Consider the following 22,404-nt stretch of genomic DNA (forward strand, 5'->3'; position numbering starts at 1 on the left):
GTTTTTCAGGGGATGCGGTCCGGCTTTACCCAAGACTAATATGCGACCGTGGCTGAACGGAGGCTGAACGGATTTCGCCCCGCCTGTCCGAGAGGGCGTCAAGAACCACGCTCGAAATGAGCTGGGCCGCCCTGCCGGAGCCGACAGCGTGAAGTCGGCTCAGCCCACCGACAGGTTGACGGCCTTGGGCCCCTTGCCGCGCTTGTCCGGCTCGGTGTCGAATGTTACTTTCTGCCCATCTTCGAGACCGGGAAGACCCGACGCCTGCACGGCCGAAATATGGACGAAGACATCCTTCGCGCCATCGTCAGGCGTGATGAAGCCGAAGCCTTTGGCATGGTTGAAGAATTTGACGGTGCCGGTCTGCGGCATGGGAAGCTCCTTTGATCCCATAAACTCCAGTCTCGGGCCGGCAAATGCCCGAGAGGAAATTTGTCCTTTATTTTAGCGTCATCGGCAAGAGAAAGTTTTTTAGGCACTTAAAGCGCGTCACGCTTTAAGCCCTTGTTATGATGCATGTCGTCGATCCAAACCCGGATCCACTTTGGGGCGACATGCATTCATGCTGCATCGCGGGCATGAAAAAGGCGCGACGAAAACCGCCGCGCCTTTCAAAATCTGTCTGCGTGCCCAGAGGCTGGGCAAGCTCTGGAACCTCGTTCGCTCGCCCTCAAGGACGCGCGGCGTGCCGATGGTTCAGGCAGCGCGGAGGTTGACCGCCTTCGGGCCCTTGCCCATGCGATCCGGCTCGACGTCGAAGGTGACCTTCTGGCCGTCGACGAGCGTGCGCAGGCCCGATGCCTCGATCGCGGAAATATGGACGAACACGTCCTTGGCGCCGCCGTCGGGCGTGATGAAACCGAAGCCTTTGGTCGCGTTGAAGAATTTAACGGTGCCGGTCTGGGCCATTGGGGAAACTCCTTCACCCGTTCAGTCTTTGGTGGTCCTGCCCGCCACCTGGCGTCGAGGGCAGTTCCCGGTGGTTGCTTCGGCAGTCATGCATTGGCGCATGGTCAAACCCCCCGCCGAAAACGGGGCCGTCAGAGATTCACAGTATCGGGGAAAGGTCGTCCAAAACGTTCCGCTCTCCGGGTCGCAAATGCCCGAACACGGAATTTATCGCACGGAAACGTGAAGGTTGCAAGATAGCGCCGCGGGCCGCCACACTGGGCGCATCCCGACGCAAGAATCGACCGATCTGAGCGTCGACCGGCCGCAGATAGGCCTGCTTGCCCGGGCGGTCATCGGCCCACGGACGGGGTCACGCATGGGCCAGGGTGGCCAGCGGTGCGATCGAATGCCCGCCATGGCCCAACCGCGCCGATTGCCGTGTGGATAGCCGCGAACGGGGTTGCATTTGAAAAGCGAATGGCGAGGATCGCTATCGGGGATGGGATCGAGGGAGAGATCAGCATGAAATTCCTGGCGTCAGTCTTTTCGCGGCAAGGGTTTGCCGTCCTGTTCCTGTCGGCGCTGCTGGCCGCCTGTACCGTCGTCGTCGATGACGGGCCGGGGCCTCGTCCACGCCCGCCGCGTCCCGAACCGCAATTCTGCACCAGGCAATACGAACCGGTCTGTGCCCGGCGCGGCGGCGATCGCCAGACCTTCGCCAATGCCTGCCTTGCCGACCGCGCCGGTTACCGCATCGTGCGCGACGGTCCTTGCCGCGACGGAGGTGGTGGCGGCGGCGGGGGAGAGCAGACGTTCTGCACCCGCGAATACGCTCCGGTCTGCGCCCGCCGTCACGGCGAGACGCGCAGCTTCCCCAATGCCTGCGAAGCCCGCGCCGCGGACTACCGCATTGTCGGCGATGGGCCATGCTGAGGAGGCGGGAACTCCGTTACTTGTCCACGCCGATATAGGCTTTGCCCTTCAGCAGGGCAGCCAGATGTGCCGCATTTGATGCCGCCATCTCGATCATTCCGGCGACCTTTTCGGGGGTCGCCGGCAGGTCGACATAGTTGACGTCGCCCATGGCTTCGCCCACCCAGTAGACGCCGCCATTGGCCGGTATGGTGAAGCCGACATCGTTGAGCGCCTGGAAGCATTCGGCATGGCAATGGTGCGCACCATCCTCGTTGCCGACGATCGCCACCAGCGCGACCTTGCCGGCGGCCGGCATGCGGCCCTTGTCGTCGGTTTCGGAGAGAAAAGCGTCCATGCGCTCCATGACGCGCTTGGCGACGCTGGAGGGTTGCCCCATCCAGATCGGCAGGCCGAGGATAAAGATATCGGCGGAGATGATTTTCTCGCGCAGGGCGGGCCAGTCGTCGCCCTTGCCCATATCGGAGAGCACACCGGCCTTGATGTCGTGATCGAGGGCGCGCACGACCTCGCCCTTCACCCCATGCGGCTTGAGCGCCGAAAGCAGATCGGCGACGATCTTGTCGGTGGAGGATTTTTCCTTGTCGCCCGAGGCTTTCAGGGAACAGTTGATGGCAAAGGCGGTGAGGGACATTGGCGGCTCCTGCGTGTCGATGTGCAGGGTCAACGTCGCGGGCCGGTTGCGGTTGCGCGGCAATGATGCAGGTGTGGCTGCCTGGAGCAATTCCAGGAAAAGTGTGAACGGTCTTCCGTCCGGAGTTGCGTCGAAACAAAGAGTTGGAGCGGCTCGCCGTTTCGGTGAAATGCGCTAGACCGGATACGCTCCGTCGGCCGGACCGGCATAAAGCTCGCTGCCATGCTCATCCGAAATGCGCAGGCGGTCGGGGATTTGCGGCATGGGCAGGCTATGGAACAGAGCGGCCGCGCCCTGCAGGGCGGCGCGTAGCGTCGGTGCTTCCAGCGAAACCCTGTCGAGCGTCGCTTCCTCGGCGTCGCGCGACCGGTAGAACTCGATGACGAAGTTCAAGCAAGCCTCCGTGGCAGGACTTGGCAAGGCCTTTTGTGTCAGTTCGTCGCCTGCTTCGGAGCAGGGATGGGGCGCGCGAAGCACCCAGGCTGTCAGCCCTTCGATTTCGGCTTCAGGCCGCTCTCGGCCTGCTTGACCGACGAGCCGAAAGGAGAGGCGGGCTTGGCCACCACCTTGTCCTTCTTGGGTTTGCGTGTTTCGCGGTTGCTGCGCTGTTGGCCCTTGGCCATATTGTCTCTCCTCGTGCGGGTTGTCTGACGTTGCTGAGGTCTCAGGCCGCCGGATTGTTGCCAGCCACCGGATTGCCGGCCGGTTCGAGATTGTCTTCCGTGGTGACCCGTTCGTGGGTCTCCTGGTCACTGCGGATACGGTATTGCGGCGAGCCGTCCTTGACCGGCAGCCTGCTCTTGATCTCGAACAGTTCGGCCGTCTTGAGGAGGAGGCCGCCACGGCCTTTCATGCGCACGGTCTGGCCGATGGCGAAGAGATGAGAGGGTGTGTCTGTGCGCGGGCGCGCATTCTGCTGGAAACGGATCATGCTGCATTCTCCCGGTCGCGCTTCAGCGCGTTTTCGAGTTCGAGGTGGTCGATGGCGACAAGCTGGCTGGTGTTCGGGTTCTTCACCGCCCTTGCCGGCAGGTGAATGAAGGTGGCGACGCGGCGCCAGGCAATGCGCGACACGCCCTCGATCAGTTCTTCGTCCTGATCGATGTCGTAGTCGCCGGCCGGCAACGGCCCTTCCAGTCCGCCAAGCATGAAGGGGGCAGCGAAATGCGCGATGGAATGGGTGGTTCGGTCCGACATTGTCCTGGCCTTGATGTGCCCACGCGTTGGGCGTCAGGTAAAACCGCTGCCTGAATGCAAAAAAAGCGGGGACAAGCCCCGCTTTCCTATTTCCGGCAATCGCTGGAAATAAGCCTGTTTCGAGAGCTGCCAGTACATCCGTGGTCAGCGTTCATCGAATTCGGCCTGATCAGATCAGTTGCAGATTGGCGGCCGACTCGCGGCCCTTGCCGTCACGCTCCAGTTCGAACTGAAGCTTCTGGCCTTCCGCAAGACCCGGGAAACCGGCGCGCTCCAGCGCGCTGACATGGACGAAAACGTCCTTGCCGCCATCGGCCGGCTGAATGAAGCCGAAGCCCTTCTGGCCATTGTAGAACTTCACGGTTCCGGTGTTCATATCCAGTCTTTCGCGTATTGAGAGATCGTCGCGCGGCGAAGGTGCGGCGCGTCCGGTAGCAACGATTTGGAATGAGATTTGGCGGGTCGAGAACCTCTGACGCCGCGAGATGCCAATTCTGGCCAAAACGATCTCTGTTATATATAGCGGTATGGCTGTCTATTCAAGTAGATTTCCGAAATTTTCCGACTTGGATCGAAAAACAGATCGCTATGAATATTCGCACAATTCTGCTATCGTTCAGATTATTTCCAAAAAATATTGAAAATTCGCAACGGTATTTCGCTTGCGCGTCATTTTAGTTACTCCGAAATGAGGACAAAAACCATGAATTCCACAAGAGGCTCAAGAGGGAAGACCGTCGCGATCAACCCTATCGCCAAGCCGGGCACCATACACGCCATTGCCGTTGGCCCGACCGGCCAGCCGATGATCGTCAAGTCGGCACGGCTGACCATCAGAAGCGATGAGGCGGCAAGGCGAACGATCGCCGATACCGTTGGCACCATAAGGCGGGCCAGACAGGTCGCCGAGACCAACCGCCTGATCTGATCGCATTCATGGCGATGGAAAGGCCGCGGAACCACACGGAGACTTGAACCTGCCGCGCCAATGGCCTAGATCGCGGGAGGCGGACAAACACGGCAGGTTTCCCATTAACAGAGATCAGAGACGAGCGGCGGGTGCGGGAGCCAGGTCTGGCGCGGGCGGACAGCCGCCGCTGGGCCTCGACCAGTATGTGCAGCAGGCGCTGCAACTGCACCAGGCAGGGCGCCGGCAAGAGGCTGAGTCAATCTACCGGCAGGTGTTGGCGCGTCAGCCCAGACACGCCGCCGCGGCACATTTCCTGGGGCTGCTGCTGCATCAGACCGGACGCAGTGAGGAAGGACTGGATCTCCTCGAACAGTCCGTGAGCCTGCAGCCCACGAATCCCGATTTCCTCAACAATTTCGGCACGGTGATGCGCGACCTCGGCCGCATTGCCGCGGCCATCGATTTCTTCCGTGGCGCGGTCGATCTGCGGCCGGACCAGCTCGCGGCGCGCGACAATCTCGGCTCGTCGCTGAATCAGCTCGGCCAGTTCGAGGAGGCCGAAGAGATCTATCGCGGCACGGTCGCGCGCAATCCATTCCATGTGCGCGCCCGCATCGGGCTCGCCGAAACCCTGCAGGAAGCCGGGCGGCTGGATGAGGCGCTGGCGGCTTTTCGCGAGTCGCTGACCATTCGCCCCAAGGATGCCGACCTGCTGCACGGGCTCGGCGTCGGGCTTATGGAAAAGGGCAAGCTCGACGAAGCGGCCGATCTGTTCCGGCAGGCGCTGGCGATCAATCCCGGCATGGCCACGGCCTGGCTGATGCTGACGCAGGTCAAGCGCCAGAAGGAGCGCGATGCTGAATTGGCCGGCATGGAAGCCCAGCACGCCAAGGCGCCGCAGGACAGCCTGGCACGCATGCAGCTGTCCTTCGGCCTCGGCAAGGCCAATGACGATTTGAAGGACTATGACAGGGCGTTCGATTATTTCGCCGAAGGCAATGCTATTCGCCGCAAGGTTATCAACTACGATCCCGTCAGGACGCGTGCGGATTTCGAGGCGATGAAGACGGTGTTCGATGCCGGCTTCTTCCAAAGGCACAGACCGAGCCCAATCACCGATGACGCGCCGATCTTCGTCGTCGGCATGCCGCGTTCGGGCACGACGCTGGTCGAACAGATCATCGCCAGCCATCCGAAGGTCTATGGTGCGGGCGAGCTCAGCATCCTGAAGAAGGTGGTCGGGAATCAGTTCCCGTCGACCATGCCGGGTGGCTTCCCCTGGGGTGTATCGGACGTGGACGATTCGGATTTTGCCGAGGCAGGCCAAGCCTATCTCGACATGCTGCATGCCCGCTATCCGCATATCAGCCACGTCACCGACAAGATGCCGGGCAACTTCCTGCTTATCGGCTTCATCCACATGATGATGCCGAAGGCCAGGATCATCCACTGCGCCCGCGATGCGGCGGCAACCTGCCTGTCGATCTACAAGGTGCATTTCCGGGGCGACAGCCACCGCTACGGCTACGATTTGGGCGAACTCGCCGACTTCCACAATCTCTACACCGACATCATGGCGCATTGGCACAGCGTTCTGCCCGGCGTCGTGCATGATGTGCGCTACGAGGATTTCGTCGCCGATCAGGAAGGGCAGAGCCGGGCCCTCATCGACTATCTCGGCCTGCCATGGGACGATGCCGTGCTGTCCTTCCACGATACCGACCGGCCGGTGCGCACGGCTTCCGCCGCGCAGGTGCGCCAGCCGATGTATCAAGGCTCGGTCGATCTGTGGAAACGCTATGGGGATCGGCTGAAGCCGCTGCTGGATAGGCTGGATTAGCGCATCGTTCGCCGATGGGCCGGAGCCCTCACCGCTTCGTCATCCTATGGCGGAGCAAGGAGCAAAGCGACGCGGCGCAGACCATAGGATCCATGCCGCGACGTTAAAGCCTTGAAAACGGTACAGAATTCTGCTCAGCTGCGTCCTTCTATCGAGGTCGCGGCATGGATCCTCGGGTCTTCGCGACGCCGCTTCGCGGCTGCTCCGCCCGTGGATGACGAAGCTGAGAGGGCTCAGCTGCTCAAAGCTCGATGAACGGCTGGAAGCCGCCGAAGATCATGCGCTTCATATCGAAGGGCATGGGGCCCCAGTCGGGTGTCAAACGCGGGTCGGCCATCACCTTGGCCATCACCGCATCGCGGCTTTGCCTGGATTCATAAACCGCCCAGGCAAAGACGACGATCTCGTCGTCCGTTGCCTGGACGGCACGCGGAAACGAAGTCACCTCGCCATAGGGCACGTCGTCGCCGATGCATTCGACATAGGCCAGCGCGCCGTGTTCCATCCATATGTGGCCCGCGAGGTTGGCGAGCTTCTTATAATCGTCGAGTTTGGCTTTTGGCACGGCAAGCACGAAACCATCGACATAGGACATGATAAACTCCTCTGTTGAAAAATGAGCGCCGGGTCGGCGGGGGTACGACCCGGCGCGGTGAGCGCGTCGGCCCTGTCGGGCGACGCCTGCTCGCCAGGGAACCTATTTCACCGGCGCGTTCATCGCCCAGGCGACGCCGAAGGGATCCTTCACCTGGCCCCAGCGGTCGCCCCAGAACATCACCTGCAGCGGCGTCACGATTTCGCAGCCGGCATCGACGGCGCGTTGCCACCAGCCGTCGATATCGTGGTTGCCGAGATGGAGCTGCAGCGTGTAGCCCTGCGCATCCTTATGCGGGTGGCCGTGTTCGGGATAAGCGTCGCCCAGCATCAGCGTCGAGCCGTTGATGTGGAGGTGGATGTGCATGGTGCGGCCTTTTTCGTCGGCCGGATAGGCAAAGACTTCCTCGGCTCCAAATGCCTTCTTGTAGAATTCGGCGGCCTTGATGGCGCCGTCGACCTGCAGATAGGGGGTCAGTCCGCCAAGCACTTCGGCTCGTGGTGGGGTCTGGTCGGTCATGTCTTGCTCCTCTTTGCGTTTGGCTTGGCCTTGCAAAGCCTAGGACGCACGAGGTGACGGCAATTCTACACGGCCGCGAAAATTTTTTAGCGGGCCGGGCCCGGACACACCGGGCAACCGGAGGTTTTGAGCGACAATCGCATGGACAGGCTGGCCGCGGTCATATGACCTTGGTCGTGAAGGTGGTTGCACGACGGCTGTTCTGCGCGTCGAAGAGTTCCGGAAAGCCGATGTCCTTGCGCAGTTCGGCTGGCAGCGAGAGCAGGATGCGTTCGCTGCGATGGCGGGCACGTGCCGCCGCATATTGGGTTGCGATGCGACCGATGGATGAAAGGACGGACATGACAAGGATCTCCCTGGGTTGATGCCGGCATCATCGTGTAGGCATCCCAAGGACGAGGCAGGTTCAGGCGATCCGACAGGTCGTCGATATTATTTCAGATGACCGAGGCGGCCAGTGCCGTGTCGTAATACTCCACCATCTCGATGACCTTGCCGTCGCGCAGGGTCCAGAAGTTGGCGGCGCGCATGACGAATTCCTTGCCGGTGGTTTTTCGCGTCAAATGGATTTCGACCTGCGCCGCGACCTTGTCGCCACCGTCGATAATCTCCACCGGGACGAAGTTCCGGTATTCGAAATCACCGTCGAGCGCCATGAGGCGGGCAAGGAATTCATGCTTGCCGTTGCCCGTCCCGATATAAGGCGCCTGCGGTTCGGCGACCCAGCGGAAGACGACATCGTCGGAGCAGTGGGCCAGCGCGCCCACGATGTCGCGTTTCGCATAGGCATCATAAAGGGTTTTGACGACGTCCACCGCGCGCATGACCGGTCTCCTCCCTCGGCTTGCGGAACCTTCAGGATGCGCCTTTTTCGGCTGGCGGGAAAGTGCGGCGGACTACGTCAAGCAGCAGCCTCCATGCGCTCGATCGTTTCAAGGTCGGCTTTCTTGGCCTCACCCTCCACGGCAAGGTCGTAGCTCGCTTGCATGTTCATCCAGAACTGCGGCGTGGTTCCGAAGAATTTCGCAAGGCGCAGCGCGGTGTCAGGCGTTACCGGTGTCGCCTCGCTCGCCAGGCGCTCGATACGCGTGCGCGGCACATGCAGCTTTTTGGCAAGCGTATAAGGCTTCAGGCCAAGCGGTGTGAGATACTCCTCGCGGAGGATTTCTCCGGGATGGATAGGCGGATTGATGTTCAGCATTTGACACCTGTCCTTCAGTGGTAGTCGGTTATTTCGACATTCTCGGCTTGTCCGTCCACCCAGCGAAAGCAGATACGAAACTGATCGTTGATGCGGATCGAATGCTGACCGGCACGGTTGCCTTTCAGGGGCTCAAGCCTGTTGCCTGGAGGCGTCTTCAGGTCCGACAGCTCGGTCGCGTTGTCGATCATGAACAGTTTCCGTTGGGCCGCTCGGACAAGGTCCGAGGGAAATCCCTTCGGAGCCTTGCCGTTCGAAACGGCCTCACTGGTCTTGTCCTTGAACGAGCGTATCATCTGCCGAATCCAATGGACGTACCATGACATGATACGTTTCGGAAGTCAACGGAGACGTCTCATGAAATGATACGAAACTCCAACCTGCCGACGGCAAGCTGGAATTCTGTTTCGTCGCCTAACTGGTGCCTTCAGCCACTTCGCGGAAAAAGTCCTCGGGGTCTTCGACCTCGGTCAGGCGCCGCTTCTCGATCAGCCAGAAGCGGTTGCCGATGGCGCGGATGAAGGAGCGGTCGTGCGAGGCGAGGACGCAGCTGGCCTGGTGCTTGAGCAATTCTTCCTCCAGCGCTTCCTGGCCATCGATATCGAGATGGTTGGTCGGTTCGTCGAGCAGGTAGAAGTTGGGGTTGGCGAGCCTCAGCGCCAGCATCATCAGCCGTGCCTTCTGGCCGCCGGACAGAACGCCGATCTTTTTCTCCTGCATCTCGATGACCACGCCGGCGCCGGCGAGCAGCGCGCGGGCGCGCTGCTCGCCGACATCGTAACGGCGCGAGACCATTGCCAGCGGCGTGTCGTCGCCGCTGATGCCCGACAGCGCCTGGTCGCTGTAGCCGAGCACCGTCGAGGGCGTCACCTTCACATTCGCGACCTTGTCGGGCTCGACGATGGCGTTGCGGATCAGGCTGACGAAGCGCGACTTGCCGACGCCATTGCGGCCGAGCAGCACGATGCGGTCGCCCTGGCAGATGTGGCGCTTGCCTGTCCTGAACAGCAGCGTACCGTCCGGCGTTTCCACCGCCGCGTCGTCGAGCGTGATCAGCACCTTGGCGTGGGTGCCGCGATTGGCCAGTTTTATTGCGCCGGCCGATTTCTCGCGATGCGCTGATACCGCCGCCTCTTCCAGCTTTTCCGCCCGTTCCTTGAGTTGCCTGGTTTTCACCGTCAAAAGGTCGCTGCCGGAATTGATGCCGATGTTGTTGAGCTTGGCGGCTTGCTTTCGCAACTGCTGGACGACCTTCATGTCACGCTCGAACTTGCGTGCCATCGAGGCGTCGACTTCGTCGAGCGCCTGTCTGGCGCGGGAGTAGGGCAGCGAGAACACCGGCGACTGCTCCGGCCGCAGGAACAGCGTCCGGTTGGTGGTGGCGTCGAGGAAGGCGCGGTCGTGGCTGGCGATGACAACAGGCACTTCGCGCGGCAGGGCGTTCAGCCAGCCTTCCAGCTGGCTGATGCGGGCAAGGTCGAGATGGTTGGTCGGCTCGTCGAGCAGCAGCACGTCGGGATCGGTGACCCAGACGCGGGCAATCAGCGCCAGCCTCTGCCAGCCGCCGCTCAGCGCCCGCATTTCCCGTTCGCGCATCGGTTCGGGCACGTCGAGCGAATCCAGCACCACGTCGACGCGCCACATCTCGCTGTCGGCCTGCTCGGGCGGCAAGGCGTCGGCCACCACCTGATGGAAGGTGCGGCCGAGCAGGGCAGGGGCAACGGCCTGCTCGACATGGCCGACGCGCAGGCCGCGCGTGCGGGTGATGTCGCCGGAGGTCGGTTGCATCTCGCCGGTCAGGCATTTCAGCAAGGTCGACTTGCCACGGCCATTGGCGGCGACTATGCCGAGCCGGTCGCCAATGCCGATGGTGAGGTCGAGGTGAGCGAAAAGCGGCGCACTCATGGTGACGCCGAGGGTTTTGAGGCTGATCAGGGCCATTTTGGATTTCTCTGGTCTTGCCGGAGACATCTCCGGATGCACTTTGACGGTGCACGTGCTGGCCATCAGGCTCGGCGTTGCGCACCACGAAGGGCAGACCAAAAAATCGAAGCGGGAAAAACCCCGGACCGTCCCTGGTCAGCCCTGCAAGCTAGCTCGCAGGGCAGAAATCGGGCCACGCTGACGATGGTGACGAAAAAACGTAAACACGTGAGCCCTCCTTTCAAGACAAGACGATTGAGTGTGGGTAGCGATTACACCAAAGGCGGGGGTGGAGGCAAGTGGAGCGCTTTTCCTTCTCCCCTTGTGGGAGAAGGTGGCCGAGCAAAACTCGGTCGGATGAGGGTGTTCCAGGGAACACCAACGCCTCGCTCCGCTGGAACACCCCTCAACCGTCTCGGCGCTACGCGCCGATCCACCTTCTCCCACAAGAGGGAGAAGGAAGAGGCGCTCTACTTCCCCGGCCTGCCTGTCTTGCCCGGCCGGCGCTTTTCGCGGCGGGCGTCGCCTGGGTCCTCGTAGGAGCCGATGCCCGCGCGCTGGCGAACGATTGGTTTGGCGTCGCCATCCTTCGCGCCCCCCTCTGCCCTGCCGGGCATCTCCCCCACAAGGGGGGAGATCGGCTGGGGCTTCGTCGGTACTTTTCCTTCGACCGGCTTTTCAGTCCGCCGCACCGTCATCTCGTCGAGCGAGTTTTTCTTGAACAGCGGTTTGACCGGCTCGCCAGGAATGCCGAAATCGGAGCCGTGTGCTTCCTGCGCCGACTGTTTCTTGAACAGCGAGCGCGATACGGCACCCGCAGGCGTCGGCATGTCGGTGCCCGGACCCATGTCGTCAATCGATGGTTTGGCGAAGAGCGGCTTCTTCACCGGCACGGCGCCATCGGCGCCCATCTCGTCAAGCGCCGGCTTGCGGAAGAGGTTGGGCCGGGCCGCCTTGGCTACCTCTTCGGCGGCACGTGCTTCGTCGAGTTTGCGGAAACGCTCCTGTTCCTCCGCCGTGCGGTGCTTGGCCACGCCCTTGTTGTGCTTGCCTTTTTCGCGGCCCGAGACCGGGCTTTCCATGTCGGCGTATTTGGCAAGCGGGTCTTCGGAGATCGAGAGTTCCATCTCGCGCAGACGCTTGATCTCGTCGCGTATGCGGGCGGCCTTCTCGAAGTCGAGATTGGCGGCGGCGTCGCGCATCTGCTTCTCCATGGCGTCCAGATGGGCCTTGAGGTTGTTGCCCATCATGGCGCCGGCGCTGTCGGTGAACTGCGAGATGTCGGCGCGGACGTGGTCCTTTTCGTAGACCGAGTCGAGAATGTCCGAGATGCGCGACTTGACCGATTCCGGCGTGATGCCGTTGGCGGCGTTCCATTCCATCTGCTTTTCGCGGCGGCGGTTGGTCTCGGCCATCGCGCGCTCCATCGAGCCGGTGACCTGGTCCGCATAGAGGATGACCTTGCCGTCGACGTTGCGGGCGGCGCGGCCGATGGTCTGGATCAGCGAGGTCTCCGAACGCAGGAATCCTTCCTTGTCGGCGTCGAGAATGGCGACGAAGCCGCATTCGGGGATGTCGAGGCCCTCGCGCAGAAGGTTGATGCCGACCAGCACGTCGAAGGCGCCGAGGCGCAAATCGCGCAGGATCTCGATGCGCTCGAGCGTGTCGATGTCGGAGTGCATGTAGCGCACGCGCACGCCCTGCTCGTGCAGGTACTCCGTCAAATCCTCGGCCATGCGCTTGGTCAGCACCGTGACCAGCGTGCGGTAGCCGGCGGCGGTGGTCTCGCGGATCTCACCGACGACATCGTCGACCTGGCTTTTCGCCGGGCGCACCTCGACCGGCGGGTCGATCAGGCCGGTCGGGCGGATGACCTGCTCGGCGAAGACGCCGCCGGCCTGCTCCATTTCCCAGCCGCCGGGTGTCGCCGAGACGGCGACGGAAAGCGGGCGCATGGCGTCCCATTCCTCGAAACGCAGCGGCCGGTTGTCCATGCAGGAGGGCAGGCGGAAGCCATATTCGGCCAGCGTCGCCTTGCGCCTGAAGTCGCCGCGATACATGCCGCCGATCTGCGGCACGGTGACGTGGCTTTCGTCGATGAAGACCAGCGCATTGTCGGGAATGTATTCGAACAGGGTCGGCGGCGGATCGCCCGGCTGGCGGCCGGTGAGGTAGCGCGAATAGTTCTCGATGCCGGCGCAGGAGCCGGTGGCTTCCAGCATTTCGAGGTCGAAACGGGTGCGCTGCTCCAGCCGCTGCGCTTCGAGCAGGCGGCCGGCCCGCTCCAGTTCCACCAGCCGGTGCTTGAGTTCTTCCTTGATCGACTTGATCGCCTGGTTCAGCGTCGGGCGCGGCGTCACATAGTGCGAGTTGGCGTAGATCTTGACGCTTTTCAGCTCGCCGGTCTTCTGGCCGGTCAGCGGATCGAACTCGGTGATCTGCTCGATCTCGTCGCCGAACATCGAGATGCGCCAGGCGCGGTCTTCCAAGTGGGCCGGAAAGATCTCGATCGTGTCGCCGCGCACGCGAAACGAGCCGCGCACGAAATTGATGTCCTGGCGCTTGTATTGCTGGGCGACGAGATCGGCGAGCAAAGCGCGCTGGTCGAGCCGGTCGCCGATCTGCATCTGGAAGGTCATCGCCGTATAGGTCTCGACCGAGCCGATACCGTAGATGCAGGACACCGAGGCGACGATGATTACGTCATCGCGCTCGAGCAGAGACCGTGTCGCCGAATGGCGCATCCGGTCGATCTGCTCGTTGATCGAGGATTCCTTCTCGATGAAGGTGTCGGTGCGCGGGACGTAGGCTTCCGGCTGGTAGTAGTCGTAATAGGAGACGAAATACTCCACCGCGTTGTCGGGAAAGAATTTCTTGAACTCGGAATAGAGCTGCGCGGCCAGCGTCTTGTTGGGCGCCAGGATCAGTGCGGGGCGCTGCGTCTCCTCGATCACCTTGGCCATGGTGAAGGTCTTGCCGGAACCGGTGACGCCAAGCAGCACCTGGGTGCGGTCGCTGTTGTCGACGCCTTCGACAAGATCCTTGATCGCGGTCGGCTGGTCGCCGGCCGGTTCGAAATCCGACACCATCTTGATGGCGATGCCGCCTTCGGACTTTTCCGGCCGGGCGGGGCGGTGCGGAGTCCACAGGACGCCGTCCTTGTGCAGCGGGTTGCCGGATTCGATCAGTGCCGACAGAGCGGCGACCGTAGCGGTGACGCCGCTCGACGTCATCGTCTCGGCTTCTTCCAGCGAAACATCGAGGCCGGCGACCGGATTGAGGCCCGCCGCCGCGCGTTCGCGGGCGGTGGCCGCGCCGCCCATCGAGGTGCCGCGTGCCGTGCGTCCGGGCGCGGCGGAGCGTTCGGGGATCTTCTTCGACGGCTTTGGCGATTTGCCGCCGTCGCCCTTGCCGACCTGGCGCCCTTCGCGTTCTGCCTCCTGCTCGATCTGTTCGGCCCAATCGGCGATCGAACCGGTCAGCGGCGTGCCCGAGAGTTCAGGCTGCGGCATCTCGGCGAAGCCGCCCCTGTGCAGCGGTTCCGAGGCGTCGAGGAAATCGGTCAGCGGGCTGCGCCGCTTCGTCGCGGCGCGGTCGTCATTCGCCGTCGGCGGCGTTCTTTTATCGGGGGATTTGGCCATGACCCGAATATGGGAGGTCTTGGCGAAAATGGAAAGAGCGCGATGAGGCAAGCCACATGCCCGGATGCAGCTCCTGACAGAAGGCTGTCAGGAGGAGGCAGTGCCAAGGATTGCCTGCCTGTCGCGGTCAGGCGCCGCGTGCGTTGTCCGTCGCCACGCGGGTCGCCGATCCGTTCAGGCGCGGCACCACGACGAGCCGCGTGACCTTGCCCTTCTTGAAGGCGGCGAGGAAGCGGGCATAGTCCCGGAAGACGACACAGCCATTGGACTCGGCGCGGCCGCCGCGCAGCATGTAGGTGTGGGCGAGCAGGCCGTTGCGGTTGTACTTGTTGCCGCCATTCACCGGCGTCAGGCGTATGGCCTCGACACCATGGAAGCGGGATTCGCGCAGCGACAGATTGTAGGTGTTGGGCGGCGTCGGGCCGCGATCCTTGACGTCGACATAGCGCGGCTGATCGACCATGGCGCCGAGGCCCGAATGTGCCTCGAGCCGCTGGCCGTCGGGCATGTAGACGGTCTTGGCGCTGATGTCATAGACGGCGACGCCGTGGCCGGCCCCGCTTCCGGCGGTCGGCCCGTTGAACAGGTTCCTGAATGCCTGGCCAAGGCCGCCAGAGGGCGTGTCCGGCTTGGCGTAGGCCAGCACGTCGCCGCCTTCGCCAGACCGGCCGGCCCGGGCCGGCCTTGCAGGCTGGGCTTGCTGGACCGGCTTTGCCTGCGGCGCCGGCTTCTGCTGGGCGAGCTTGGGCTGGGCAATCCTGGGCTGCGGAGCCGGCTCATCCTGCTCCACGGCCTTGGGTTGCGGCGCGTCATATTGCGGGCGACGGGTCGGCAGCGGCACGTCGTCGGTCAGCGCATCCGGCAAGGAGGCGGCGTCGCCGGGCTGTTCCTGCTGGGTCTCGACAGGCGCAACCGCGACATCGGCTGAGGATTCGGTCATCGGCAGCGGCGAGGCGAATGCTTCGTCCTCGACGGGCATCGACTGCACGAGGGCCAGCGCCAGTTGCGCGTTGTCAGGCGTCTCCGACTGGGCAAGGCCCATCGGCGCGGGCGCGGTCTGCACGACAACGGAACCGGTGTCGGCACGAGCGAAACGTTCCGCTGCCGGAGCCGGCATGTCATCAGACAGGCTGGCCATGACCTGAACGGAGGGCACCAGCGATGCCTCGGTAATATGCGGCGCGGCCTTGGAAATCACCGGGCGGGCGTCGGCCGTGGCAACAGGCTTGCCGGCACCGGCAAAGACGGCGGCAAGCTTGGTCGGCGACAGCGACGCTTCCACGCGTTCGAAACGCTCCTGCGCCTTCGACTTCAAAATTGGCTGTTCCGGCTTTGCCTGCGCCACGAGGCGCGCGGATTTCTCCGCCAGCGGGCTCACGCGGGCCAGCTTGAAGCAACTGGCGCCGCATTGCACTGCGTGGTCATGCAGGGCCTGCGCGCCGCCATGGGCATTGGCGAGCACGAAGGGCGCCGAGGATCTGAGGAAATGCTGCTTCAGCGGATCGGCCAGCGCCAGCGAGCCAGGCATGGACAGCGTCTGCGGCAGGCCGCCCGATGTCGCCGAAAGCGAGGCGCCGACGGAACTGAGGCCGGCCATTGTGCCGATCAGCCAGAGGCCGACGGCAGCGCTGACACCGGGCACCGCGACCCAGCGGACGATCCGTTGCGGGTTGAAGGAAGGGGTGCGCGGCGCATCGACGAACTCGCCGCCCTCGCGCTGGTCCCAGATTATTTTTCGTTTACTCGACAACGCCATGCAACCAATCTTGCTCCAATCGGTTTTCCCCGTACGTGGCCTTGTCAGCCGCGACGACCATTCTGTGAGTGATCCCAGGTGGTCCCCGACGCGTTTGCCGCGCCTGTCGTTGGTTGCCGATTGCTTCAAAATATGGACAAAGTTGGTTAACCAATCCCTCTCAAAACCAACCAAGAGACGTGGACTTTGTGCCAAAAAAGGCTCGTCCACGATCATGCACGCGGTATTGCAGCCCTTCCGAAGCAAGTTTGCTGCCTGTTTTTGGCGGCCGAGTCAAGCAAAACGGCCTGCGCCAAATCAGCAAAAAGCCACCCGGGATCACGCCGGGTGATGGTGCTTGCCGATCGCTTCGGCTGAAAAAGGCCCCGTCGACCGGCCAAACTGTTGCCCTACTGCCACAAAATCCCAGGCCGGGCGGCTGCCTTCCGACGGCCATTGACTCGTTTTGGGAGGCGGTGCAATCGGATTAAAGTGCTTGGTTTTGGGGTGGCAAAGGCCACTTTTGGAGGCTTTTTCCATGAAGCGTCGGGACTTCTTGGCGCTGTCGGCGGGTGCTGCGGCGTTTTCCATTCTTCCGGCCTCGGTCAGGGCCAATGTGCCGGTCCCCTACGACCGCAACGCCGAACTCCCATTCAACGACAAAAAATCGTTCATCGACTGGATGGTGGCCAATCGAGGCGAGGATCCGAAGTTCCTGGCCGAGCGATTCGATCGCTTCCAGATCATGGTCTACAACAAGGACGTGCTGGACGACCGCAACAAGCGCGCTTTCCTCGCCACGCCGCGCGAGGAATTCGTGCTGCCGCAGAATCTGGCGCGCGCCTATGATCATGCCTTCCTCGACATCGGCTACGGCGTGACCATTTCCGGCCCGCACCTCGTCGGGCGCATGACGACGGCTATCGACGTGCAGTTTGGCGAAGCCGTGCTCGAGGTCGGCACCGGCTCCGGCTACCAGTCGGCCTATCTGGCCAATCTCACCGACAAGGTACACACGATCGAGATCATCAATCCGCTGGCCCAGCGCACCCGCCGCACCTATGACGCGCTGATCGATCGCGGCTACAGCGTGTTCGGCTCCGTCACCAGCCGCAGTGCCGACGGCTATTATGGCTGGGAGAGCGTCGGCCCGTTCGACAAGATCATCGTCACCTGCGGCATCGACCACATCCCGCCGTCGCTGCTGCAGCAACTCAAGCCCAATGGCGTCATGGTCATTCCGGTCGGTCCGCCGGGTGCCCAGCATGTGCTCAAGGTGATCAAGCAGCAGCTTGCCGACGGCACGTTCAACATCGTCCGCTCGGACATCTACAATGGCAAGGTGGTGCCGTTCGTGCCGTTCACCAAGCTGGAAGGCGACCAGATCGTCGGCACGCACAACGGATGAGTTGCCGCGCCGGTCCAAGCCTGTTGAGCTGAACCGCCGCATCAAGGGGCTTGAATGACGGCTGTCGTATCGACCTCTCGGCCAAGCATCGCCTCGCTGGAGGCGCCGCGGCTCGCGCACTATCTGGCGGTCGGGCTGATCGCCGGCGCGATCATCGCGCTGCAGATCGCGGTGATGCGGGTCTTCGCTGTCGGCAGCTGGTCGCATTTCGGCTCGCTGGTGGTCAGCCTCGCCATGCTCGGCTTCTCGCTGTCCAGCGTCGTGATCTTCGCCGGCAAGGGTTGGTTCGACCGCCATTGGCAAGGTGCCGCCACCGTGGCCCTGCTGCTGATCGGCCCGCTCGCGGTCGGCTCCAACCTCATTGCCCAGACAGTGCCGTTCAACGCCATTTTCCTGGTTTCCGACCCGGCGCAGAAATGGCGGCTGCTCGCCAATTTCCTGCTCTATCTCCTGCCGTTCCTGGCCGGCGCCTTCTTTCTCGGCATCGTCTTCCTGAAAAGCCGCACCGCGTTCGGCCGGGTCTATTTCGCCGACCTTACCGGCTCGGGGCTGGCCGGCCTCGTGGTTCTGGTGTCGCTTTATCTGTTCGCGCCGGAAACCATCATCGTCGTGCCTCTGCTTTTGTGGGCGGCCGGGTCGCTGCTGTGGTTCTTCGCCTTCGGCGCCTGGAAGAGTGTCGTCGCCGGCGTGGTCGTCGCGGCGCTGTCGATATCAGGCTATCTCGTGCTGCCCGGCCTGCTTGGCATACCCGACATCGCCGTGTCGCAGTACAAGGGTGTCGCCTATGCCCGCAACTTTCCCGACGGCAAGCGCATCTACCGCAGCGTCTCGCCATTCGGCGACCTGCAAGTCTATGCCAGTTCCTACATGCATTTCGCGCCGGGCCTGAGCGACAATGCCGCTTTCGGCATGCCCGAAGTGCCAGCCAACACCTATGTCGGCATGTACCGCGACGGCGACGGGCCGGAAGGCATCATGCGCAATCTGGCGCCGGCCGAGCAGGTCTATTTCCGCTACCTGCCGATGCACTATCCCTATGTGATCAAGGACAAGCCCAAGACATTCGTCGTGCAGTTCGGCGGCGGTATCTCGACGCAGGCCGCACTCAATGCCGGATCGACCTCGGTGACCGTCGCTGAGAGCAACCCGATGACGTTGCGGGCGTTCCGCGATCCGGTGCTGAAGGACGTGACCGGCGACATCCTGGCCGAGCCGCGGCTCAAGGTGATCGACTATGACGGGCGACTGTTCCTCGCCAACACGACAGAGCGCTACGACGTCATCGACCTCAGCCTCGCCGACAGCGTCGGCCTGTCCAACCCCGGCGGCTTCGCCATTTCGGAAAAATACGCCTACACGCATGAGGCGATGCTGAGCTACATGCACGCGCTGGCCGATGGCGGCGTGCTGTCGGTGACCTTGTGGAACAAGGAAGAGCCACCGAAATCGGTGCTGAAGCTTTATTCGACCATCGCCGAGGCGGCCAGGACGTTCGACAGCCAAGGCGCGGCCAACGACATCTTCGCCGTGTCGAGCTACCTGTCGACAACAACGGTGCTGTTCAAGCGCGGCGGCTTCACCGAGGCCGAAATCAAGACGCTGCGCGACTACACCAGGTCGATGTCCTGGGAGGAAGTCTATTATCCGGGAATGATTTATGACGGTTCGGGCGCGCAAAAGGTGCTCGACGATTACCGCGCCTCGATCTTCGGCAGCGGACAGGACGCGACGCTGACGCAGCCCGCCGCCGATGCGACGGCGCCAGCCGACGCTACCGCGCCCGCAAACCCCGACTGCGATCCGACGGCGCCTGCCGATCCGACGCTCGATGCCTGTGCGGGCGCCGGCGGTGAGGTCGGCCCGCAGGTGTTGCCGGCGACGGAACTGCAGCGCATGAGCTGGCATGCGCTCTTGACCGGTGGCTGGCAGAAGCTTGCCAACGATTATGTCTTCGACGCACGCGCGCTGAGCAACGACCAGCCCTATTTCGCGGCCTATGTGAAGGTCGCCGACCTGCCGCGCACGCTGGACCGGCTCGACCTGTTCCAGGACGATTGGGGCTACCTGCTGATCTGGGCGACGCTCGGGATCGCCTGCATCACGGCCGCATCGCTGGTGCTGCTGCCGGTCATTTTCGGCTGGCGCATCGTGTTCTCGCGCTCGCGCGGCAAGCTCGGCACCATCCTCTATTTCGCCTGTCTCGGCCTCGGTTACATCATGGTCGAGGTCGGGCTGATCAGCCGCTTCACCGTGGCGCTCGCCAATCCGACCGTGTCGGCCTCGGTGCTGATCTCCTCGATGCTGGTGTTTTCCGGGCTCGGCAGCCTGTTCGCCGAGCGCATCTTCGACCGCGCCAGGACGCTGCTGCCCGTCGTGCTGCTGGCGGTCTGCGTGCTGCTGTTCGCCTATGGCTTCTATCTGTCGCCGGTGCTCGACCGGATCGGCGCCTACCCCTATGCGGTGCGACTGCTGCTCTGCTTCCTGCTGGTGTCGCCGCCGGCCTTCCTGATGGGCATGCCGATGGCCACCGCCATGACCTGGCTGGCGCGGCTCGGCAAGGAGCATCTGTTCGTCTGGGCCTGGGGCATCAATGGCTGTTTCTCGGTCATCGGCTCCGCTGCCGTGCCGATCATCGCCACCAGCTTCGGGCTGAGCGCCGTGCTGCAATGGTCGGCGATCGCCTATCTCATCGCCATCCCGGCCTTCTTCGCCGTGCTGTTGCCGTCGAAGGCGCCTGGTGTGCGGCTGGTGGCGGCCTGATGCCGGACCGGCGCGCCATCGTTGCCGGACTGCTGGCCACGGCGGCGTTTCCGGCGGCAAGCCAGGGCGCGCGCTTGCACAAGACCATCTCGACCATCGTGCCGTTCAAGGCGTCACCCTTTCCTTACCGGGGCAAGCTGCCCGATGGCTCCGCGCCTTTTCTCGACGTGACGGCGGCGGACGGGAGGCGTGGCCACACCTCGCCGCGCGGCGGCATCTATTGGGAAGACGAGACCTATTCCGACCGCTCGACGCTGCTGGCCGTGCCAAAAGGGTTCGATCCGGCAAAGCCGGCGGTCATCGTCGTGTTCTTCCATGGCAACGGCGCGACCTTGCAGCGCGATGTCGTCGGGCGCCAGCGGGTCGTCGCGCAGGTCGAAGCGTCCGGCCTCAACGCTGTGCTGGTGGCGCCGCAATTCGCCAGCAATGCACAGGATTCCAGCGCCGGCAATTTCTGGACACCGGGCTATTTTGCCAGATTCATGGCCGAGGCAGCGCAAGGCCTGGCCAAGTTGAGCGGCGCCACGGCGGCAAGGTTCGACGCCATGCCTGTGGTGCTGGTCGCCTATAGCGGCGGCTACAACCCGACGGCTTTCGTACTCAGGAATGGCGACATCAGCGGCCGCCTGCTCGGCGTCCTCCTGCTCGACGCCGTCTTCGACGAGGCCGACATCTTCGCCAACTGGATCGTGCAGCACCGGAAGCGTTTCTTCGTCAGCGCTTATGGCAAATCCTCGGCCTCCGGCAATGCAGAGATCAGGCAGTTGCTGGCGGGCCAGGGCATTAACGCCAGTTCCGATCCGCCACGCCGCCTCGAAGCCGGGACGGTTGCCTTGCTTGCCTCCGATGCCGCGCACGACACGTTCGTCACCCGCGCCTTCGTCGGCAACCCGCTGCAGTGGTTGCTTGCCCGGCTGCCTGGGTTCCAGCGCTAGATTTGGAGGTTCAGTTCCCGGCCATGCTTCTGACCGCCATCGTCATTGCCCAGATATTGGACCCGCTCAGGATACTGCTTGTCGGGATCGCCTATTTCCTCAGCCGGGTGGCCAAGCGGCCAAGCGTTGGCTGGCTTGGGTTGCTCGTGGCGATTGTCGTCATCGCCGCCGGATTTCCGTTCATGGTCCTTGGCCAGTCCGGCGACATCGCCTGGACGACCGCGGCGATCGGCGTGATCTCGAACGCGCTCATTGCCGGCGCCCTGGCCGGGCTTCTACGGCTACAGCGGCTGTTTTTCTAAAGCGCGCTTCGGGCCGCATCCATCAGGGTTTTATCGCGGCAGGGCGCCATCGATGCCGGTGCCGGCCGCCGCCAGAAGCGCCGCCGCCACCGTCGCGGCGCGGCGCGCCTTCGGGCCGTGTTCGGGCCAGACGATGCGGCGCCTGATGGTCAGTGCCGGTACTTCGCGCGCGATCTCGATGAGATGGCCAGCGTCGAGATGGCGGCGCAGCACCAGTTCGCTGGCCAGCAGCGCGCCCATGCCGGCGATCGCCGCTTGCGCGGCGACGATGGTCAATCCGAAGCGCGGACCCTGGTCAATGTCCTTCCTTTGCCGCGCCGCCGCAACGAACCAGTCCCGCCATGTGGGATAGACATCATCGCCCATCATCGGGTCGATATGCAGCAGCGGCATCCTGTCCAGCACGTCGGCCCTGTCCGGCCCGGCATGATCCTGGACCTGCGCCGGTGCGCAGGCGGGGATGACCCGCTCGGTGAAGAGGTCGAGTGAGGCGATGTCGGATGCCGATCCCTTGCGATAGCTGATGGCAAGGTCGACGCCTTCCTCGGCCATTACATCGAGCGCAACGGACGCGACGATGCGAACCTCGAGCCGCCCCAGGGCCGGCCTCACCATGGCCAGGCGCGGCGCCAGCCAGAGCGAGGCGAAAGATGGATCGGCCGAGATGGTGAAGGTTTCGGTCTGGCGTTCGAAGCGCAGCCGGCGCATGCCGGAGGCCAGCGCATCGAAACCGCGATCGATATCGGGCAAGGCGGCCTCGGCGGCGCGGGTGAGCACGATGCCGTTGCCCTCGCGCCGCACCAGCTTGACGCCGAGCCGCTCTTCCAACTGCCGGATCTGATGGCCGATAGCGCCGGGCGTGACGCCCAACTCCTCGGCCGCGCGCGTCAGGCTGCCGGCCCTGGCGGCGGCCACCAGCGCCCGTAATCCGGAAAGCGGCAGATCCCTCAGCGTCATCATGTTTTGAATTTACCTCAATA

26 protein-coding genes are annotated in these 22,404 nt (G+C 63.3%); 7 read left to right on the plus strand and 19 right to left on the minus strand.

What is annotated here, in order from left to right; genetic code table 11:
- Positions 1–159 precede the first annotated feature (159 nt).
- Both AC07UC_RS12395 and AC07UC_RS12400 read right to left on the minus strand, forming a co-directional pair.
- On the minus strand, positions 160–372 hold the full coding sequence (locus tag AC07UC_RS12395; RefSeq protein WP_008877668.1) for a cold-shock protein: 213 nt from the start codon (positions 370–372) through the stop codon (positions 160–162).
- A 324-nt stretch (positions 373–696) separates the two neighbouring features.
- Positions 697–909: a cold-shock protein gene (locus AC07UC_RS12400; protein ID WP_006202520.1), complete on the minus strand. Its 213-nt coding sequence runs from the start codon at positions 907–909 to the stop codon at positions 697–699.
- Positions 910–1,413: 504 nt separating this feature from the next.
- On the opposite strand from AC07UC_RS12400, the gene AC07UC_RS12405 reads away from it, so the two are divergent.
- The gene (locus AC07UC_RS12405; protein ID WP_202326139.1) at positions 1,414–1,824 is read left to right on the plus strand and encodes a Kazal-type serine protease inhibitor family protein; all 411 of its coding nucleotides are present in this window, start codon (positions 1,414–1,416) and stop codon (positions 1,822–1,824) included.
- 16 nt (positions 1,825–1,840) lie between these two features.
- Here AC07UC_RS12405 and AC07UC_RS12410 read toward each other — a convergent pair whose 3' ends face one another.
- From AC07UC_RS12410 to AC07UC_RS12435, 6 genes are all read right to left on the minus strand, one after another.
- Positions 1,841–2,458, minus strand: a complete 618-nt coding sequence (locus tag AC07UC_RS12410) for a flavodoxin family protein (protein ID WP_494905928.1) — start codon at positions 2,456–2,458, stop codon at positions 1,841–1,843.
- 174 nt (positions 2,459–2,632) lie between these two features.
- Positions 2,633–2,851 carry a hypothetical protein gene (locus tag AC07UC_RS12415; RefSeq protein ID WP_494905930.1) on the minus strand — a complete coding sequence of 73 codons (219 nt, stop codon included), beginning with the start codon at positions 2,849–2,851 and terminating at the stop codon, positions 2,633–2,635.
- Positions 2,852–2,943: 92 nt separating this feature from the next.
- Positions 2,944–3,081 (minus strand): hypothetical protein, encoded by a 138-nt coding sequence (locus AC07UC_RS12420; RefSeq protein ID WP_171883285.1) that lies wholly within the window; start codon positions 3,079–3,081, stop codon positions 2,944–2,946.
- Positions 3,082–3,122: 41 nt separating this feature from the next.
- On the minus strand, positions 3,123–3,389 hold the full coding sequence (locus tag AC07UC_RS12425; RefSeq protein WP_494905932.1) for a hypothetical protein: 267 nt from the start codon (positions 3,387–3,389) through the stop codon (positions 3,123–3,125).
- Positions 3,386–3,655 (minus strand): hypothetical protein, encoded by a 270-nt coding sequence (locus tag AC07UC_RS12430; protein WP_494905934.1) that lies wholly within the window; start codon positions 3,653–3,655, stop codon positions 3,386–3,388. The genes AC07UC_RS12425 and AC07UC_RS12430 overlap by 4 nt, the downstream gene beginning before the upstream one ends.
- Before the next feature lie 169 nt (positions 3,656–3,824).
- Positions 3,825–4,031: a cold-shock protein gene (locus AC07UC_RS12435; protein WP_140777249.1), complete on the minus strand. Its 207-nt coding sequence runs from the start codon at positions 4,029–4,031 to the stop codon at positions 3,825–3,827.
- A 327-nt stretch (positions 4,032–4,358) separates the two neighbouring features.
- On the opposite strand from AC07UC_RS12435, the gene AC07UC_RS12440 reads away from it, so the two are divergent.
- Both AC07UC_RS12440 and AC07UC_RS12445 read left to right on the plus strand, forming a co-directional pair.
- Positions 4,359–4,583, plus strand: coding sequence for a hypothetical protein (locus AC07UC_RS12440; protein WP_140777247.1), 225 nt, complete (start codon positions 4,359–4,361; stop codon positions 4,581–4,583).
- A gap of 187 nt (positions 4,584–4,770) precedes the next feature.
- Positions 4,771–6,405: a tetratricopeptide repeat-containing sulfotransferase family protein gene (locus tag AC07UC_RS12445; RefSeq protein WP_494905937.1), complete on the plus strand. Its 1,635-nt coding sequence runs from the start codon at positions 4,771–4,773 to the stop codon at positions 6,403–6,405.
- Between the two features lie 241 nt (positions 6,406–6,646).
- Here the strand turns inward: AC07UC_RS12445 and AC07UC_RS12450 are convergent, their stop codons facing one another.
- From AC07UC_RS12450 to AC07UC_RS12495, 10 genes are all read right to left on the minus strand, one after another.
- Positions 6,647–7,000 (minus strand): DUF1428 domain-containing protein, encoded by a 354-nt coding sequence (locus tag AC07UC_RS12450; RefSeq protein WP_494905939.1) that lies wholly within the window; start codon positions 6,998–7,000, stop codon positions 6,647–6,649.
- A 102-nt stretch (positions 7,001–7,102) separates the two neighbouring features.
- Entirely contained in the window at positions 7,103–7,519 is a 417-nt protein-coding gene (locus AC07UC_RS12455; protein WP_494905941.1) for a VOC family protein, read from the minus strand.
- A gap of 160 nt (positions 7,520–7,679) precedes the next feature.
- Entirely contained in the window at positions 7,680–7,862 is a 183-nt protein-coding gene (locus AC07UC_RS12460; RefSeq protein ID WP_494905943.1) for a hypothetical protein, read from the minus strand.
- A gap of 94 nt (positions 7,863–7,956) precedes the next feature.
- On the minus strand, positions 7,957–8,343 hold the full coding sequence (locus AC07UC_RS12465) for a nuclear transport factor 2 family protein (protein ID WP_494905944.1): 387 nt from the start codon (positions 8,341–8,343) through the stop codon (positions 7,957–7,959).
- 77 nt (positions 8,344–8,420) lie between these two features.
- Positions 8,421–8,720 carry a HigA family addiction module antitoxin gene (locus tag AC07UC_RS12470; RefSeq protein ID WP_494905946.1) on the minus strand — a complete coding sequence of 100 codons (300 nt, stop codon included), beginning with the start codon at positions 8,718–8,720 and terminating at the stop codon, positions 8,421–8,423.
- A 14-nt stretch (positions 8,721–8,734) separates the two neighbouring features.
- Positions 8,735–9,016: a type II toxin-antitoxin system RelE/ParE family toxin gene (locus tag AC07UC_RS12475; RefSeq protein ID WP_494905947.1), complete on the minus strand. Its 282-nt coding sequence runs from the start codon at positions 9,014–9,016 to the stop codon at positions 8,735–8,737.
- 118 nt (positions 9,017–9,134) lie between these two features.
- Positions 9,135–10,661 carry an ABC-F family ATP-binding cassette domain-containing protein gene (locus AC07UC_RS12480; protein WP_494905948.1) on the minus strand — a complete coding sequence of 509 codons (1,527 nt, stop codon included), beginning with the start codon at positions 10,659–10,661 and terminating at the stop codon, positions 9,135–9,137.
- Positions 10,662–11,113: 452 nt separating this feature from the next.
- Positions 11,114–14,284 (minus strand): excinuclease ABC subunit UvrB, encoded by a 3,171-nt coding sequence (uvrB, locus tag AC07UC_RS12485; RefSeq protein ID WP_494905949.1) that lies wholly within the window; start codon positions 14,282–14,284, stop codon positions 11,114–11,116.
- 127 nt (positions 14,285–14,411) lie between these two features.
- Complete coding sequence (locus AC07UC_RS12490) at positions 14,412–16,040, minus strand: DUF2778 domain-containing protein (RefSeq protein WP_494905950.1); 1,629 nt, start codon at positions 16,038–16,040, stop codon at positions 14,412–14,414.
- A 318-nt stretch (positions 16,041–16,358) separates the two neighbouring features.
- Positions 16,359–16,559 carry a hypothetical protein gene (locus AC07UC_RS12495; RefSeq protein WP_494905951.1) on the minus strand — a complete coding sequence of 67 codons (201 nt, stop codon included), beginning with the start codon at positions 16,557–16,559 and terminating at the stop codon, positions 16,359–16,361.
- Between AC07UC_RS12495 and AC07UC_RS12500 the strand changes: the two genes are divergently transcribed.
- From AC07UC_RS12500 to AC07UC_RS12515, 4 genes are read left to right on the plus strand one after another with little or no spacing between them, the layout of a single operon-like run.
- Positions 16,558–17,427 (plus strand): protein-L-isoaspartate O-methyltransferase family protein, encoded by an 870-nt coding sequence (locus tag AC07UC_RS12500; RefSeq protein ID WP_494905952.1) that lies wholly within the window; start codon positions 16,558–16,560, stop codon positions 17,425–17,427. The two genes, AC07UC_RS12495 and AC07UC_RS12500, sit on opposite strands and share 2 nt — an antisense overlap.
- A 54-nt stretch (positions 17,428–17,481) precedes the next feature.
- Positions 17,482–20,187, plus strand: coding sequence for a spermidine synthase family protein (locus AC07UC_RS12505; protein WP_494905953.1), 2,706 nt, complete (start codon positions 17,482–17,484; stop codon positions 20,185–20,187).
- Positions 20,187–21,122 carry a hypothetical protein gene (locus tag AC07UC_RS12510; RefSeq protein WP_494905954.1) on the plus strand — a complete coding sequence of 312 codons (936 nt, stop codon included), beginning with the start codon at positions 20,187–20,189 and terminating at the stop codon, positions 21,120–21,122. The genes AC07UC_RS12505 and AC07UC_RS12510 overlap by 1 nt, the downstream gene beginning before the upstream one ends.
- Positions 21,123–21,145: 23 nt before the next feature.
- Complete coding sequence (locus AC07UC_RS12515) at positions 21,146–21,424, plus strand: hypothetical protein (RefSeq protein ID WP_494905956.1); 279 nt, start codon at positions 21,146–21,148, stop codon at positions 21,422–21,424.
- 30 nt (positions 21,425–21,454) lie between these two features.
- On the opposite strand, the gene AC07UC_RS12520 is transcribed toward AC07UC_RS12515, so the two are convergent.
- Positions 21,455–22,384 carry a LysR family transcriptional regulator gene (locus AC07UC_RS12520; protein WP_494905957.1) on the minus strand — a complete coding sequence of 310 codons (930 nt, stop codon included), beginning with the start codon at positions 22,382–22,384 and terminating at the stop codon, positions 21,455–21,457.
- Positions 22,385–22,404 lie beyond the last annotated feature (20 nt).

The organism is Mesorhizobium sp. GW821-FHT04C10, from assembly GCF_059420305.1.

Coding starts and splice junctions, on each gene's coding strand:
- AC07UC_RS12395 (WP_008877668.1), bottom strand. CDS start 372: ATGCCGCAGACCGGCACCGTCAAATTCTTCAACCATGCCAAAGGCTTC.
- AC07UC_RS12400 (WP_006202520.1), bottom strand. CDS start 909: ATGGCCCAGACCGGCACCGTTAAATTCTTCAACGCGACCAAAGGCTTC.
- AC07UC_RS12405 (WP_202326139.1), top strand. CDS start 1,414: ATGAAATTCCTGGCGTCAGTCTTTTCGCGGCAAGGGTTTGCCGTCCTG.
- AC07UC_RS12410 (WP_494905928.1), bottom strand. CDS start 2,458: ATGTCCCTCACCGCCTTTGCCATCAACTGTTCCCTGAAAGCCTCGGGC.
- AC07UC_RS12420 (WP_171883285.1), bottom strand. CDS start 3,081: ATGGCCAAGGGCCAACAGCGCAGCAACCGCGAAACACGCAAACCCAAG.
- AC07UC_RS12425 (WP_494905932.1), bottom strand. CDS start 3,389: ATGATCCGTTTCCAGCAGAATGCGCGCCCGCGCACAGACACACCCTCT.
- AC07UC_RS12430 (WP_494905934.1), bottom strand. CDS start 3,655: ATGTCGGACCGAACCACCCATTCCATCGCGCATTTCGCTGCCCCCTTC.
- AC07UC_RS12435 (WP_140777249.1), bottom strand. CDS start 4,031: ATGAACACCGGAACCGTGAAGTTCTACAATGGCCAGAAGGGCTTCGGC.
- AC07UC_RS12440 (WP_140777247.1), top strand. CDS start 4,359: ATGAATTCCACAAGAGGCTCAAGAGGGAAGACCGTCGCGATCAACCCT.
- AC07UC_RS12450 (WP_494905939.1), bottom strand. CDS start 7,000: ATGTCCTATGTCGATGGTTTCGTGCTTGCCGTGCCAAAAGCCAAACTC.
- AC07UC_RS12455 (WP_494905941.1), bottom strand. CDS start 7,519: ATGACCGACCAGACCCCACCACGAGCCGAAGTGCTTGGCGGACTGACC.
- AC07UC_RS12460 (WP_494905943.1), bottom strand. CDS start 7,862: ATGTCCGTCCTTTCATCCATCGGTCGCATCGCAACCCAATATGCGGCG.
- AC07UC_RS12465 (WP_494905944.1), bottom strand. CDS start 8,343: ATGCGCGCGGTGGACGTCGTCAAAACCCTTTATGATGCCTATGCGAAA.
- AC07UC_RS12470 (WP_494905946.1), bottom strand. CDS start 8,720: ATGCTGAACATCAATCCGCCTATCCATCCCGGAGAAATCCTCCGCGAG.
- AC07UC_RS12475 (WP_494905947.1), bottom strand. CDS start 9,016: ATGATACGCTCGTTCAAGGACAAGACCAGTGAGGCCGTTTCGAACGGC.
- AC07UC_RS12480 (WP_494905948.1), bottom strand. CDS start 10,661: ATGGCCCTGATCAGCCTCAAAACCCTCGGCGTCACCATGAGTGCGCCG.
- uvrB (WP_494905949.1), bottom strand. CDS start 14,284: ATGGCCAAATCCCCCGATAAAAGAACGCCGCCGACGGCGAATGACGAC.
- AC07UC_RS12490 (WP_494905950.1), bottom strand. CDS start 16,040: ATGGCGTTGTCGAGTAAACGAAAAATAATCTGGGACCAGCGCGAGGGC.
- AC07UC_RS12500 (WP_494905952.1), top strand. CDS start 16,558: ATGAAGCGTCGGGACTTCTTGGCGCTGTCGGCGGGTGCTGCGGCGTTT.
- AC07UC_RS12495 (WP_494905951.1), bottom strand. CDS start 16,559: ATGGAAAAAGCCTCCAAAAGTGGCCTTTGCCACCCCAAAACCAAGCAC.
- AC07UC_RS12505 (WP_494905953.1), top strand. CDS start 17,482: ATGACGGCTGTCGTATCGACCTCTCGGCCAAGCATCGCCTCGCTGGAG.
- AC07UC_RS12510 (WP_494905954.1), top strand. CDS start 20,187: ATGCCGGACCGGCGCGCCATCGTTGCCGGACTGCTGGCCACGGCGGCG.
- AC07UC_RS12515 (WP_494905956.1), top strand. CDS start 21,146: ATGCTTCTGACCGCCATCGTCATTGCCCAGATATTGGACCCGCTCAGG.
- AC07UC_RS12520 (WP_494905957.1), bottom strand. CDS start 22,384: ATGATGACGCTGAGGGATCTGCCGCTTTCCGGATTACGGGCGCTGGTG.